This is a genomic window from Micromonospora parva (assembly GCF_000718515.1).
Lineage (GTDB): Bacteria > Actinomycetota > Actinomycetes > Mycobacteriales > Micromonosporaceae > Micromonospora > Micromonospora parva.
In genome coordinates, this window is the sequence record NZ_JNZS01000020.1 from 105,424 (window position 1) to 118,327 (window position 12,904).

The window sequence follows — 12,904 nt, forward strand, 5'->3', positions numbered from 1 at the left end:
TGCGCGCTGTCGGCACCGACGTACCGAGCGCCGGGCCGGTCGGCGGGCGCGCCGGGCTGGAACCCGGGAGCGTTGCCGACCCGGCCCGGTGCCGGATCAGCGCTGCTTCAGCTCGCGCCAGGATGGGTGGGTGCCGCGCCAGGCGTCGGCGAGGATGGCCGCCGAGGCCCGGCTGGGGCACTGCTGCACCCGCTCACGACCCGACGCCCCACCGATCTGGGCGCGGACCTCCCAACCCTGCCCGTCAGTACGGATGTACACGTCCCGGCGCCCGCGCGGGGTCGTGTCTCCGTTCCACCAGTGCTCCTCCACCTTCATTCGCCGACCGTATAGCAATTCCCGCCCCGAGGGTACGGCGCAGGTATGACCGGACCGGGGCAAGGGTGACAATCCGGGCGCATTTCCGCCCAACCGTTGACGGTTCGAAACCATAACGGGCGGTTCTCCCGCTCCTGAGTTGCGCATCAGGAGAACCCCACCCTGCCCCACCCCCGCAACTCCCACCGCCCACCGCTGTTGATCAAGAACTTTGCGTCACCAATCGCGCCGTCGATGACGCAAACTTCTTGATCAACACGGCAGGGCGTGGGAAGGGAGGGTCAGGGGTGGGTTGTCAGGAGGTAGTCGTCGGCTTCGGGGCTCCAGCGGAGGTCCAGTACGCCGGCGGTGGCGGCGGCCTTGCAGAACTGCAGGAAGCTGCGGTAGCCGAGCTTCTTCTCGCTGAAGTCCGGGCGGGCCCGGCGTACCTGGTTCTTCAGCCCGGACAGCGCCACCGGGTTGCCGCCGCTGCCCAGGTCCGCCACGACGCCCCGGAGTAGGCCGAACGCCACCTCGCGGTCGCCGTGCTCGGGCAGCGACACCTCGGGGTCACCCTTGGCCGGCCCCTCGGCCAGCTCGATCACGTTGCGTTCGGCGAGGTGGCGCAGCAGCTCACCGAAGGTGCGGAAGCCGTAGTCGGACTCACTGAAGGTCGGGTCCTTGCGCAGCAGGGTGCGCTTGAGCCGGGACGCGGTGACCTCACCGTTGGCGCTGCCCTGCAGGCCGGCGACCGACTGGGCGACCTGTACGGCGAGCGCGTCCGCGTCCCGGTCGGGCTCCGCCTCCTGCGGTCGACGGTCCACCTCCTGCTCCGGCTCGGGCGGGCGCTGTTCCGCGCCGGCCTGCCGGGCGGCGGAACGCGCGCGCCCACCACGAGCCGGCGGGATGTCCACGCCCTCCAGCCGGTCGTAGTAGAGGAACTCGTCGCACGCCGGGGGCAGCAGCCCCGAGGTGGACCCCTCGACCCCGACGCCGATGACCCGCTTGTTCAGCTCCCGCAGCTTGTGCACCAGCGGGGTGAAGTCGCTGTCACCGCTACAGATCACGAAGGTGGAGATGTACTCGCGTTCGAACGCCAACTCGATCGCGTCGACGGCCATCTTGATGTCCGCGGCGTTCTTGCGGGAGGCGCCCATCCGTTGCGGGATCTCGATCAGCTCGACGTGGGAGCGGGTGAGCATCCGGCGGTCCTCGTCGAAGTAGGACCAGTCGGCGTACGCCCGGCGGACCACCACCCGGCCCCGTTCGGCCAACGCGTCGGCGATGGGCCGGAAGTCGAAGGCTACGCCGCCGCGATGGTCACGCGCGCCCAGCGCGAGGTTCTCGTAGTCGAGAAAGAGGGCGATCCGGTCTTCTTGATCCACGCGGATCAGCCTACGCCGGGCGCGAGCTGGTCGGGGCGGGCGACGCGCGACACCTCAACTCGACAACCGTCCATTTCTTGCGGCCTTATAGTCGTCTTTTTTCGTTGTTCGATAGGTGTCTTGCAGTGCCATGTTCGGTGCTGCATCATGACGATCAATGTCGGGCGTCGGGGGCGCCGGGCGGACCTCCACCACCACCCACTCAGGAGGGTCACCGATGTTTCGCAGCCTCACGCCGACGCGGGGACGGCCCGGCGGCACCGCCGTCGCGCTCGCGGCCGGTCTCGCCGTGCTGGTCGCCGGGCCCACCTCGGCCGCCGCCAGTCCACAGGGGTCCGCCGGCGCGCGGCCGGTGGTCACCCGCGCCGCCCTCGACCCGGCGCTGGTCGCCGGGCGCGGCGCGGACGTCGGCTTCCTGGAGCAGGAAGCGGAGAACGCGCGCACCAACGGCGAGATCATCGGGCCGGACCGGTCCGCCTACACCCTGCCCGCGGAGGCCTCCGGCCGCCGGGCGGTCCGGCTCACCCCCGGGGAGTACGTGGAGTTCGTCCTGCCCAGCGCGGCGAACGGGATCACCGTGCGGTACAGCATCCCGGACGCGCCGCAGGGAGGTGGGATCACCGCGCCGCTGAAGGTCGCGGTGAACGGCAAGCATCTGCGCACCATGACGCTCACCTCGCAGTACTCGTGGCTCTACAACCAGTACCCCTTCACCAACGACCCGCAGGCCGGGCTGCTGCACCCGGACTGGTGGATCACCGAGTGCCAGTGCGTGCCGTCGGCCACCACGCCGTACCCGAGCATCAGCACACCGTTCCGGCCCACCCACTTCTACGACGAGCAGCGGCTCCTGCTCGGGCGTACGTACCGGGCCGGCGACACTGTCCGGCTCACCGCGCCGCCCGGCAGCGCCGCCGCCTGGACGGTCATCGACCTGCTCGACTCCGAACTGGTCGCCCCGCCGCGTGTCCGGCTGCTCGCGGCGAACGTGCTCGCCTTCGGCGCCGACCCGACCGGCCGGCGGGACTCCGCCGACGCGCTGGACCGGGCCATCGCCTTCGCCCGGCGCGCCCACCTCACCGTGTACCTCCCGCCGGGCACCTACCAGGTCAACCGGCACGTCATCGTCGACGACGTGACCATCGAGGGCGCCGGCAACTGGCACACCATCATCAAGGGCCGCGAGGTCGCCCTGCCGGCCCCCGCGCCGGACGGCTCGGTGCACACCGGAGTCGGGTTCTACGGTCGGGACGCCGCCGACGGCGGCAGCCGCAACGTGCACCTCTCCGGCTTCGCCATCGAGGGCGACGTGCGGGAGCGCATCGACACCGACCAGGTCAACGCGATCGGCGGGGCGATGAGCGACTCCACCATCGACGGGCTCTACCTGCACCACACCAAGGCGGGCCTGTGGTTCGACGGCCCGATGCGCAACGTCCGGGTCACCAACAACATCATCGTCGACCAGATCGCCGACGCCCTCAACTTCCACACCGGGGTGACCGACTCCCTGGTCGCGCACAACTTCGTCCGCAACACCGGCGACGACGGCCTGGCGATGTGGTCGGAGAAGACGGCCAACGCGCGGAACACGTTCGACCACAACACCGTGCAGTCACCGACCCTGGCCAACGGCATCGCCATCTACGGCGGCACCGACACCACCGTCTCGCACAACCTCGTCGCCGACCCGGTACGTGAGGGCAGCGGCCTGCACGCCGGGTCCCGCTTCGGCGCGGAGCCGTTCACCGGGCACCTGCGGTTCACCAACAACACCACCGCCCGCGCCGGCACGTACGAGCTGAACTGGAACATCGGCCTGGGGGCGATCTGGCTCTTCGCCCTGGATCGCAGCATCGAGGCGGGCATCGAGGTGACCGGCGACGCGTACCTGGACAACACGTACAACGCGATCATGCTGGTCAGCGACTGGCCGGTGAAGGACCTCTACTCGATCTCCGACGTGCGGTTCCGGGACGTCCGGGTCGACGGCACCGGCACCTCGGTGGTCAGCGCCCGCACGGCCGGGTCCGCCTCGTTCGCCAACGTGGACGCCCGCAACGTCGGCGCGGTCGGCGTCAACAACTGCGGATCGTTCCACTTCACCGCGGCCGGCTCGGAGTTCACAGTGACCGACCTCGGCGGTAACGACGGCGGGTGGCTCGCACCGTGGCTGCTGCCCAACACCATCACCTGCGACGACCGGCCGCCCGTGTCGCCGCCCCCGCCTCCTGCGCGGTGGTGAACGCGGTGGGCGGTCCGGCATCCGGGCCGCCCACCGCACACTCGGGACAGGCGGGTCAGCGCACCCGGGCGTACGCCAGTGGCACGCTCGTCGGCTGACCATCCCACCTGCCGCTCAGGGTGGCCCCGGTGGCCCCGTCGGCCCCGGCCCCGGGCCGCCGGACGACCACCAGTTCGACGGTGTCGGTGCTGATGAGCGTGCTGTCCCCGTCGACGACCCGGCGCAGGGCGCCGACCGGGGGCGGGTTGTCGCTGCCGGTCTCGCTGACCTCGATCGTCATCGTCGGCTCGCGTACCTCGCGCCGGCCGTCGACCTCGAAGTACTGCTCCGCCTGGCCGCCACCGGTGAGGATCGCGTGGGCGAGCGCGGCGGCGTACACCGGGTCGGCGCAGCCGTCGTACACCCAGCGTCGGCCGAGCGCCGAGTGCTCGGTGGTGCCGACCAGCCACTGCTCGGCACCGTCGAGAGGGGTGGCGCGGTAGGTGAGGGGGACCTGGTGGACCGGCCCGTCGGCGGCGGCGACCAGCATCGTCTCGATGCCGACCTCGCCGGCCGGGTCGTCGAAGCGGTAGGCGCCCCGGCTCACCACCTCGACGCCGGTCGGTCCGGCGAACCATTGTCGGTCGGGCAGCCAGGCCGTCAGCAGGTTCAGCTTCGTGGGGTGCAGGGTCGCCCTGTGCAGCAGTGCCATGACGGCAGCCTAGTCAGAGGCCGGCGCACTGTTGCCCGCCGATCGTGCAGCTCTCCGGCTCCCGGGCCTTCGGCCGGCTGTCGCGGACGTCGAAGCTGATCGTCTGGGATCCCCCGGCCGGCACGGCGGTTCCGGTGAAGGTGATCACCCGTTTGTCCTGTCGCCAGTTCGCGCCGTCCACGTCGTCGACTGTGGTGCCCTCGGCGAGGGTGACCACCACCGCCCAGTCCGCCACCGCGGCGGTGCCGGGATTGCCGACCACGATCTCGCCGGTGTAGCCGAACAGCCGGCTGGAGTCGGTCTGGTAGCGGGCCGTCATGGGCGTCGGTGGCGGGGGTGGCGCAGCCGACTCGGTGGTGCGCGAGGGCTTCGCCGACGGGGTCCGGCTCGGCCGGGTGGTCGGTGACGCGGTGACCCGCGTGGGGCGCGCCGAGGGGGTCGCCGTGGGCGCGACGGTGCTCCGGGCCGGGGTCACCGTCGGCGACGCGCTGGGGGCCGGTGCGGGCGCGGCGACCGGCTCCGGGTCGGGCGGCAACGTCACCCAGGCCGCTGTCCCGGCCAGCAGCACCGCCCCGGCCACAACGGCGACCAGCGTGCGACGCCGGCGGGGGTTGCGGCCGGCCCCGCCGCGTACGCCGAGCACCGGCAGTTCCGCTGTCATCCCACCGTCGGCGCGGCGCAGGTCGACCTGCTGGAAGGCGAGCCAGTCGAGAATGGCCGGCAGCCGCACGGTGAGCGCCTGCCGCAGCTGTTGCTCACGGGGCTCGTGCTGCTCGCCGGACCACGCGCCGTGCGTGCTGACCTCCCGGAGCTCCAACCGGCAGCCCTGCTTGGTGGCGGTGACCGTGCAGGTCAGCTCGCTGAGCCGGCCAGCCTCGTCGCAGGACAGCACGAGGAGGTCCGGCTCCTGTCGCTCGGTCACCTCGACCTCGACGTTGGCGTCGAAGCCGGGCAGGCCGGCGGTGTGCAGCAGCAGCCGGTCCGGCACGCCCTCGACCGTCTCGGCCTCGGCGAACCACCGGCCGAGCAACTGCCGGTCGGTCAGGGCGAGCCAGACCCGCTCAGCCGGGTGGGACAGGTCGACCTGCGCACCGATCTCGATCACGGCGAGACTCTAACCGGTTGCCCGCCGGGCCTGTCCCGCCCGCCCGAGCCGGTTGCCGGCGCCCTGATCAGCCCCAGCGAGCGGACCGTGCGACCACTGTGGCCAGCGCGGCCCGGGCGTCGGCACTCACCTCGGCGACCACCTGCGCCGCCGGCAGCTCCCGGGCCAGCGGGTGGGCCTGCCCGGCCCACAGGTTGGCCACCGACGCGTCCCCGTCGCGCCGGGCGGCGGCCAGCAGTGGGCGCGTCAGGTGGAGCACCTGGGGGTAACCGCGCGGTGCCACCGCGTCGTGTTGGCGCAGGAAGTCGTTGGCCACCCCACGGGCCCGCTTACCGGTGTACGACCGGGTCAACGCGGTCGGCGTGGCGCCGGCCACCGCCGCCCGGTGCATCGGCGAGCTGCCCGCCTCCGGGCAGCGCAGGAAGGCCGTGCCGAGTTGCGCGGCGGCGGCGCCGGCGGCCAGCACGGCGGCCACCGCGGGACCGTCGACGAGGCCGCCCGCGGCCACCAGCGGCCGGTCACAGCGGGCGGCGGTCAGCCGGAGCAGCGGCAGCACCCCGTAGTCGTCGTCGTCCGGCAGGCCGCCACGATGCCCACCGGCCTCGGTGCCCTGCACCACCACGGCGTCCACACCGAGGTCGGCGGCGGCGGTCGCGGCGTCCGGGCGGGTGACGGTGGCCCACACCTCGGTGCCCCGCTCGCGCAGGGCGGTCACCGCCGCCCGGTCGGGCAGACCGAACACGAAGGACACGACCGGAACCGGGTCCGCGAGCAGCGCGGCCAGCTTCTCCGGGTACGCGTCGTCGCCTCCCACCGGCTCGCCCAGGCTCACCCCGCGCTGCCCGGCCTGCGGGGCGAGCCGTTCGGCGTACGCCTGGATGGCCGCCTCGTCGACGCCGCCGGGGTCGGGCAGGAAGACGTTGACACCGAACGGCCGGTCGGTGCGGGCGCGGACCTCGGCGACGTCGGCGACCAACCGTTCGGTGTCGATCATTCCGGCGGCGAGGAAGCCCAGTCCGCCCGCCGCGGACACGGCGGCCACGAGCGCGGGGGTGGACGGGCCGCCGGCCATCGGGGCGGCGATGATCGGGTGGCGCAACGTGGACAGGACGGACATCCCTCCATCCTGCCGCAGGCCCGGGCCGCTCACTGGCGCGCGGTGTGCCTCCAGCGCAGCACGCCGGCCAGCCCGAGCAGGAGCACCAGCGTCCCCGCTCCGGCCACCAGCGGCCACGTCCGCCCACCCGCGCCGCCGATCTCCCCGGCGGCCGGACGGACCGCCGTGGGCGACACCGGGTCGACGGACTCCGTGGCGGGAGTGGCGGTGGCCGTGGTGGCGGTGGCCGGGTAGCGCAGGATCGTCGGGCGGCTGGTGGGTTGGCCGGCGGCCTCGGAGACGGTGAGCAACGACCGGCCGTCGCGACTGTAGGTGATCGATTCGCCCTGGGGCTCGTCCGGCAGCGGGGTGATCCGCGCGGTGCCGGTGGTCAACGCGCGGACCACGTCGCCGTCGGGCACGTCGTACTCGAAGGCGTCGGCATAGCTGCGCAGCGCCACCCGCCGTCCGTCCGGGGCGGCCGCCGCGCCGGTGATCACCCCGCGCCCCAGGAAGGAGAACGGGTTGCTGGTCGTGGTCGTCGGCAGTGTCACCTGGCCCAGCGCGGTCAACGGCGTCGTCGCGTCCGCCCGCAGCGCGGTGGTCGGCGCGTAGAGGAAGCCGGTGCCACTGCCGCCCTTGGTGATGATCAGCGGCCGACCGGACGCGTCGAGCAGCAGCGCCTCGGCGTCGTGCGGACGGTCCGGGTAGGTCATCCGGTGCAGCACCGGTTGCTCCGCCCCCGGCGCGAGTCGCCACACCCCGACCGTCGGCCGGGACCGGTCGTTGTCGCCGATGTCGGCGACCCAGACGGTGCCGTCCCGGCCGACGGCCAGGTCCTCCGTGTCCCGGGGCCGGGACGGGAAGGAGACAGTTCGCCGCACCGCGCACCGCTGGTCGAGGAAGAAGATCCGGCGGCGCGCCTCGTCGTCGGCCCCGTCGTTGATCACCACGTACCCGTCGTCGGTGGCGACCATCCCGGAGATCTCGCGGAGCCGGTTGTCCCGCACCTCGCAGACCGGCGTGCCCGCCGCCGCGCCCGCCGAGGCGGTGCCTGGCACCAGCGCCACCGCCGGCGGCAGCACGCCAGCGAGCAACACGGTCAGCACCGCCAGCGCGCGAGCACGCCGCCCCCAGGTCAACCGTCCGCGTACCCGCATCGCCCACCCTCCTCGTCGCGGCCGTCAGCGGCCACCCGCCCATCCTGGCCGATCCCGGCCAGCGGCGGCGGTCATCCGGGGGACGCACCCGGACCCCTGGTCGATGTACTGTCGCTGCGCCCGATTCTGCAGCCGGAGGATGTCCATGACCGTGCGCGACACCAGGCCGGCCGACCGGTTCGGGCGACGGCTGCTGCGCCGCCTCGGCCGCCCGGCCGGTGGCGCCGCCGTCGCGTGGGTGCCGCTCGCCGCGGTCATCTGTGGCCTCTTCACCGGCGCGCTGGCGAGCCGGGCCGCCTGGGAGACGTCTCGGCCGCAACCCGACCGGGCCGAGGCCGCCGCCATCCTCACCGAGGTCTTTCCCGGGCACGACCTCGGTGAGATCGACACCCCGCCGGCCCTCTTCGTCGTCTACGGGCACGCGCTGCGTCTGAAGACCGTCAAGACACTGCTGTTCGGTGACGGCGGCGAATATCAGGAGAGCGCCACCGGCGCCGCTGCCTTCGGCGCGCCATCGGTGCCCGCCGCACAGACCGTCGCGGTGGCCAGGGAGCGCCTGACCGGTGCCGGCTGGCGGGTGTACGACCCTCAGGTGTCCGACCGGGTCGGCTGCGCGGACAAGCTCTGCGCCACCCCGGAGGCGATCAGCGACACCGCGCTGACCGCCCGACGTGGCGACACCATCCTGAATGCCTCGATCTCCTCCCAGACAGCCGTGGACGCCACGTACCTCTCGGTCGAGCTGCACCGGGCGCCGCCGCCCCTGGTGGTCCCCGCCGGAGTGCTCGCCACGGTGCTCGGCGCGGTGGCCGGCTGGATGGTCTTCGGCTGGGTCAGCCGGCGCACCGAGGGGCGTCGACGCCGGGGCGCGGTGAACGGCCTGGTCGGGGTGGCCACGGTGCTGTGGTGGCTGCCGGTGCCGCTGAGCGTCCCCGTCCTGTTGGGGCACCATCGGGACGAGCCACACCCGGCCTGGCATCCGTACTGGGAGTGGTTGGGCCAGCCGACCGCCTCGCTGCTCTTCCTGGTCGGCGCCGGGTGCGCGCTGCTGGCGCTGGGGCTGGCCGCCGGACCCCGTCGGGGCACCACACCCGAGGCGGCGACCGGCTGACCGCCGTCGCACCGGTCCGGGCCCGCCCAGGGCCGGCCCCGCCAGGGTACGACGTGGGCCGGACCCTGGGCGTCCGCTAGCGGACGGACCAGCGCTGGGCGCCGGTGCCGTCACACGTCCAGAGCTGCGTGGTCGTGCCGTTGGCCGTCCCGGCGGAGGTCACGCTGACGCACTTGCCGGCGGAGGTGAGCACGATCGTGCCGTCCGTCCGGAACGTAAAGCGCTGCGCGGCGGTGCCGTTGCAGGTCCAGATCTGCACCCTCGTGCCGTCGGCGCTCGCTGCGCCGTTCACGTCCAGGCACCGATCGCCGTAGACCCGCAGCTCCCCGGCGGCGGTACGGGTCCAACGCTGGTTGGTGCCCGCATGGCAGTCCCAGATGATCGTGGGGGTACCGGTCGTGGTGCTGGCTCCGGAGACGTCCAGGCACCGCCCGGAGGCGGGGTTGACCAGGCCGACGGCGGTGCCCACCGGCGGTCCGCCCGCCGGGACCAGGCTGCCGGGCACCGACTGCAGCGCGGCGTACCAGCGGGCCGCCATCTTGTCGTACCCGCCGGCGTTCGGGTGGACGCCGTCGGCGAGGTCGGTGGTGGTGAGCGCGGCGTGCATGTCGACCAGGTGCACCCGGCTGCCCTTCTGCGCCACGATGCCGGGGATCGCCGCGTTGTACGCCTGCACCCGCGCCTCCCGGTTCGGGTCGGATTCGGGGGTGATGGTGGCGACGAAGACGTCCGCCAGCGGAGCCGTCAACCTGATCTTGTCGATGAGACCGGAGAGGCGTGCCGGAGCGTTGGCGAGGTCGTAGTTCTGGTTCACGTCGTTGGTGCCGATGTGCAGCAGCACCGTACGCGGGTCGGTGGCCCGCAACCAGGTGACGATGTTGGCGTCGAGCTGGTCGATGCGCCAGCCGGAGTGGCCCTCGTGGTCGTGGTCACCGAGACTGGCCGGCCCGTTGAACCCCGAGCCGACGAAGTCGACGGTGTAGCCGCCACCGACCAGCCGCTGCCACAGGTTGATCCGGTAGCCGCCCGGAACGTTGTAGCCATCGGTGATCGAGTCACCGAGTGGCATCACGCGTACGCCGCCGTTCGACTCGGCCTGGGCGGGTGCGACCTGGGTCAGCGCCAGCACGGCGCCGAGGACGAGCCCGAAGGCCCCCGCGGCGGCCCGTCGTGCGTTCCATCGCATTGTTGATCCCTCTCCTCGAAGGTCGTCCGGGCCGTCAGCGGTGCCTGTCCCGCCGAAACGACGACCACTCCAGACGCATTCATTGATGATGGACAATCAATTCGTCCGGCTGGACCGACTGCGGCGCGGACGCGAGCCAAACGCCGAGCTGGCTGCGCCGAGCGGTCCCGGGCCCGTCGCCGTGGAGGCAGCACCTCCCGGAAACCGCCAGATCTCGGCTGGCGTGGCAGTCTGAGTGCGGCTGTGGTGGGTAGGCAGCGGCCCGGCGGCATATCCATACCCGCCGGGTGGGAGGCTCCGATGAGCACGTACCGGGATGAACAGGGCGGCACGATCCCTCCTCCGGAGGCGGACGCCCTTGAGCAACGACAGGACGCGTTCGACGTCGGCCCGCCGGACCGGGTGTCGGGTGACGTGGACCCGGAGGCGGCCGAGGCCGACCTGGCCGAGCAGGGCGCCTTCCCGGCGGGCACGCTCGAGGAGGTGACGTCGCTGCCGGCCGACGCCAACCCGGCGGACGCCCTCGAACAGCGTCAGGAGATCCCGGCCCGCGACGAGGGACGTCGCACCTGAGCCACGCCCGCCCCGCCACCACACGGGCCCAGCCGACCTGGTCTTCAACGGGTGATGCCTGTGGGTCATAAAGATGACCCACAGGCATCATGCTCGTGGGGAGTCGAACCCAGGCGGCCCGCCGGCTCAGCCGACGGCGCTGACCGGCCGGCTCAGCCGGCGGCCACCTGCCAGAGGAGGAACGCGTTGAGCGCGACCACCAGCACGGCCACCAGGGACGCGGCGGCGGTGGTGAGCGGGTGGTTGACGAGGTTGCCCATCAGGTCGCGGCGGCGGGTGAAGGCGACCACCGGGATCAGCGCGAACGGGATGCCGAAGCTGAGGATGACCTGGGACAGCACGAGCGCCCGGGTCGGGTCGAGGCCGATGGCGAGCACCCCCAGTGCGGGCAGCAGGGTGACCAGCCGACGCAGCAGCAGCGGGATCCGGCGCCGCAGGAAGCCCTGCATGATCACTTCTCCGGCGTAGGTGCCCACGCTCGTGGAGGCGAGCCCCGAGACCAGCAGGGCGACGGCGAAGCCGAACGCGGCGGCGGTCCCGATGCTCTGGCCGAGCCCGGCGTGCACCCCCTCCAGACTGTCCGCACCGCCCGGGCCACCGCCCCGGAAGCTGGCCGCGGCGATCAGCAGCATGGCGAGGTTGACCGCGCCGGCCACGCTCAGGGCGAGCAGGACGTCGGTGCGCTGACCGCGGAACAGGATCCGACGCTCGGCGTCGTCGGCGGCGGGAATGCGGTCCCGGGTGAGCGCGGAGTGCACGTAGATGACGTGCGGCATCACTGTCGCGCCGAGGATGCCGGCGGCCAGCAGCACGCTGTCCGTGCCCTGCAGGCGCGGCACCAGACCGGCCATCGCCGAGCCGGGATCGGAGCCGGAGGCGAGCAGGTTGGCGGCGAAGGCCAGCACGATCACCCCGAGCAGGACGGCGATGGCGACCTCGAAGGCGCGGTAGCCGCGTGAGCGCAGCGCGAGCACGGCGAACGCGGCGGTGCCGATGATGATCCCGCCGGGCAGCAGGGGAATGCCGAAGAGCAGGTACAGGGCCACCGCCCCACCGATCACCTCGGCCAGGTCGGTGGCCATGGCGACCAGCTCGGCCTGCACCCACATCATCCGGTTCACCGGCCGGGGCAGGCGTTCCCGGCACAGCTCGGGCAGGCTGCGCCCGGTGGCCAGACCCAGCTTCGCGGTGAGGGTCTGCACCAGCATCGCCATCAGGTTGGCCACCACCACGACCCAGACCAGCAGATAGCCGTAGCGGGCACCGGCGGCGGAGTTGGTGGCGAAGTTGCCGGGATCGACGTAGGCGACGGCGGCGACGAACGCCGGGCCGAGCAGGATCAGCCGGCCGCGTACCCGGCCCCGGGCGCGAGCGGCCTGTAGTGGAGTCGTCCTCGACGTCGTCAGTTCGTTGGTGACCATCGAACCCCTCCCCCTCCACGCGGATCGCTGCCGGTCCCTTCCCGTCGGGCTGGCCCGTCGGGGCCAACCGCTGGCCTGCCGGTGCCACCTGGGCCGGCCCGGCACCCGCGAGCCGACAGTGCGCGCGGGGGTGAACGGGCCGGGGCGGGCTTGACAGCTCACCGGGCAACGATGAAGCTGTCTATTAGTCCTACTGTCGTAGGACAACAGGAAGGATCATCGCGAGTGATCGAGTTCGTACTGGACAGCCGGTCGAAGGTGAACACCTACATGCAGCTCGTGCAGCAGGTGAAACAGGCGCTGCGGGTCGGCCTGCTGACGCCGGGAGACCAGTTGCCGAAGGTCCGGGACGTCGCGCAATCCCTGGCGATCAACCCGAACACGGTGCTGAAGGCGTACCGGGAGTTGGAGATCGAGGGTCTGGTCGGCGGCCGGCCCGGGGTGGGCACCTTCGTCCAACGCACCCTGGCCGGGGCGTCCCTGCCCAATCAGGCCGAGTTGCGCGACGACCTGGTCGCCTGGCTGCACCGGGCGCAGGCCGCCGGCCTCACGGCCGAGGACGTCATCGCCCTGGTGGAGACGACGCTGCGCGCCACCCTCGCCGACGACGCCCCGCAGAAGGAGCCCGCGTGAA

General features: G+C 72.7%; 12 protein-coding genes. 4 read left to right on the forward strand and 8 right to left on the reverse strand.

The features are described from left to right. Positions 1-96: 96 nt before the first annotated feature. Both IF22_RS0124720 and IF22_RS0124725 read right to left on the reverse strand, forming a co-directional pair. Complete coding sequence (locus IF22_RS0124720) at positions 97-318, reverse strand: hypothetical protein (RefSeq protein ID WP_030335934.1); 222 nt, start codon at positions 316-318, stop codon at positions 97-99. A 281-nt stretch (positions 319-599) separates the two neighbouring features. Beyond that, on the reverse strand, positions 600-1,682 hold the full coding sequence (locus IF22_RS0124725; protein WP_030335936.1) for a PIN domain-containing protein: 1,083 nt from the start codon (positions 1,680-1,682) through the stop codon (positions 600-602). A 217-nt stretch (positions 1,683-1,899) separates the two neighbouring features. Here IF22_RS0124725 and IF22_RS0124730 point away from each other — a divergent pair, with 217 nt between their 5' ends. Next, on the forward strand, positions 1,900-3,927 hold the full coding sequence (locus tag IF22_RS0124730; protein ID WP_036412224.1) for a glycosyl hydrolase family 28-related protein: 2,028 nt from the start codon (positions 1,900-1,902) through the stop codon (positions 3,925-3,927). A gap of 55 nt (positions 3,928-3,982) precedes the next feature. Here IF22_RS0124730 and IF22_RS0124735 read toward each other — a convergent pair whose 3' ends face one another. From IF22_RS0124735 to IF22_RS0124750, 4 genes are all read right to left on the reverse strand, one after another. Further along, positions 3,983-4,618 carry a CG0192-related protein gene (locus tag IF22_RS0124735; protein ID WP_030335939.1) on the reverse strand — a complete coding sequence of 212 codons (636 nt, stop codon included), beginning with the start codon at positions 4,616-4,618 and terminating at the stop codon, positions 3,983-3,985. A gap of 13 nt (positions 4,619-4,631) precedes the next feature. Continuing rightward, the gene (locus IF22_RS0124740) at positions 4,632-5,723 is read right to left on the reverse strand and encodes an SRPBCC domain-containing protein (RefSeq protein ID WP_030335942.1); all 1,092 of its coding nucleotides are present in this window, start codon (positions 5,721-5,723) and stop codon (positions 4,632-4,634) included. Positions 5,724-5,790: 67 nt separating this feature from the next. Then, positions 5,791-6,840 (reverse strand): NAD(P)H-dependent flavin oxidoreductase, encoded by a 1,050-nt coding sequence (locus IF22_RS0124745; protein WP_030335944.1) that lies wholly within the window; start codon positions 6,838-6,840, stop codon positions 5,791-5,793. Positions 6,841-6,869: 29 nt separating this feature from the next. Then, entirely contained in the window at positions 6,870-7,979 is a 1,110-nt protein-coding gene (locus IF22_RS0124750) for an esterase-like activity of phytase family protein (RefSeq protein WP_245233727.1), read from the reverse strand. Positions 7,980-8,124: 145 nt separating this feature from the next. Between IF22_RS0124750 and IF22_RS0124755 the strand changes: the two genes are divergently transcribed. Beyond that, positions 8,125-9,090, forward strand: coding sequence for a hypothetical protein (locus IF22_RS0124755; protein WP_051708765.1), 966 nt, complete (start codon positions 8,125-8,127; stop codon positions 9,088-9,090). A 76-nt stretch (positions 9,091-9,166) separates the two neighbouring features. Here IF22_RS0124755 and IF22_RS0124760 read toward each other — a convergent pair whose 3' ends face one another. Continuing rightward, complete coding sequence (locus tag IF22_RS0124760; protein WP_030335950.1) at positions 9,167-10,276, reverse strand: ricin-type beta-trefoil lectin domain protein; 1,110 nt, start codon at positions 10,274-10,276, stop codon at positions 9,167-9,169. 300 nt (positions 10,277-10,576) lie between these two features. Between IF22_RS0124760 and IF22_RS0124765 the strand changes: the two genes are divergently transcribed. After that, on the forward strand, positions 10,577-10,849 hold the full coding sequence (locus IF22_RS0124765; protein ID WP_051708766.1) for a hypothetical protein: 273 nt from the start codon (positions 10,577-10,579) through the stop codon (positions 10,847-10,849). A gap of 152 nt (positions 10,850-11,001) precedes the next feature. On the opposite strand, the gene IF22_RS0124770 is transcribed toward IF22_RS0124765, so the two are convergent. After that, the gene (locus tag IF22_RS0124770; RefSeq protein WP_030335955.1) at positions 11,002-12,270 is read right to left on the reverse strand and encodes an Nramp family divalent metal transporter; all 1,269 of its coding nucleotides are present in this window, start codon (positions 12,268-12,270) and stop codon (positions 11,002-11,004) included. A gap of 225 nt (positions 12,271-12,495) precedes the next feature. Here IF22_RS0124770 and IF22_RS0124775 point away from each other — a divergent pair, with 225 nt between their 5' ends. Next, on the forward strand, positions 12,496-12,903 hold the full coding sequence (locus IF22_RS0124775) for a GntR family transcriptional regulator (RefSeq protein WP_030335957.1): 408 nt from the start codon (positions 12,496-12,498) through the stop codon (positions 12,901-12,903). The last annotated feature ends 1 nt before the right edge of the window (position 12,904 follow it).

What these genes read in the sequence shown, in the direction of transcription:
- IF22_RS0124770 (WP_030335955.1), bottom strand. Translation starts at nt 12,270, where the DNA reads ATGGTCACCAACGAACTGACGACGTCGAGGACGACTCCACTACAGGCC.
- IF22_RS0124735 (WP_030335939.1), bottom strand. Translation starts at nt 4,618, where the DNA reads ATGGCACTGCTGCACAGGGCGACCCTGCACCCCACGAAGCTGAACCTG.
- IF22_RS0124760 (WP_030335950.1), bottom strand. Translation starts at nt 10,276, where the DNA reads ATGCGATGGAACGCACGACGGGCCGCCGCGGGGGCCTTCGGGCTCGTC.
- IF22_RS0124765 (WP_051708766.1), top strand. Translation starts at nt 10,577, where the DNA reads ATGAGCACGTACCGGGATGAACAGGGCGGCACGATCCCTCCTCCGGAG.
- IF22_RS0124745 (WP_030335944.1), bottom strand. Translation starts at nt 6,840, where the DNA reads ATGTCCGTCCTGTCCACGTTGCGCCACCCGATCATCGCCGCCCCGATG.
- IF22_RS0124750 (WP_245233727.1), bottom strand. Translation starts at nt 7,979, where the DNA reads ATGCGGGTACGCGGACGGTTGACCTGGGGGCGGCGTGCTCGCGCGCTG.
- IF22_RS0124755 (WP_051708765.1), top strand. Translation starts at nt 8,125, where the DNA reads ATGACCGTGCGCGACACCAGGCCGGCCGACCGGTTCGGGCGACGGCTG.
- IF22_RS0124730 (WP_036412224.1), top strand. Translation starts at nt 1,900, where the DNA reads ATGTTTCGCAGCCTCACGCCGACGCGGGGACGGCCCGGCGGCACCGCC.
- IF22_RS0124720 (WP_030335934.1), bottom strand. Translation starts at nt 318, where the DNA reads ATGAAGGTGGAGGAGCACTGGTGGAACGGAGACACGACCCCGCGCGGG.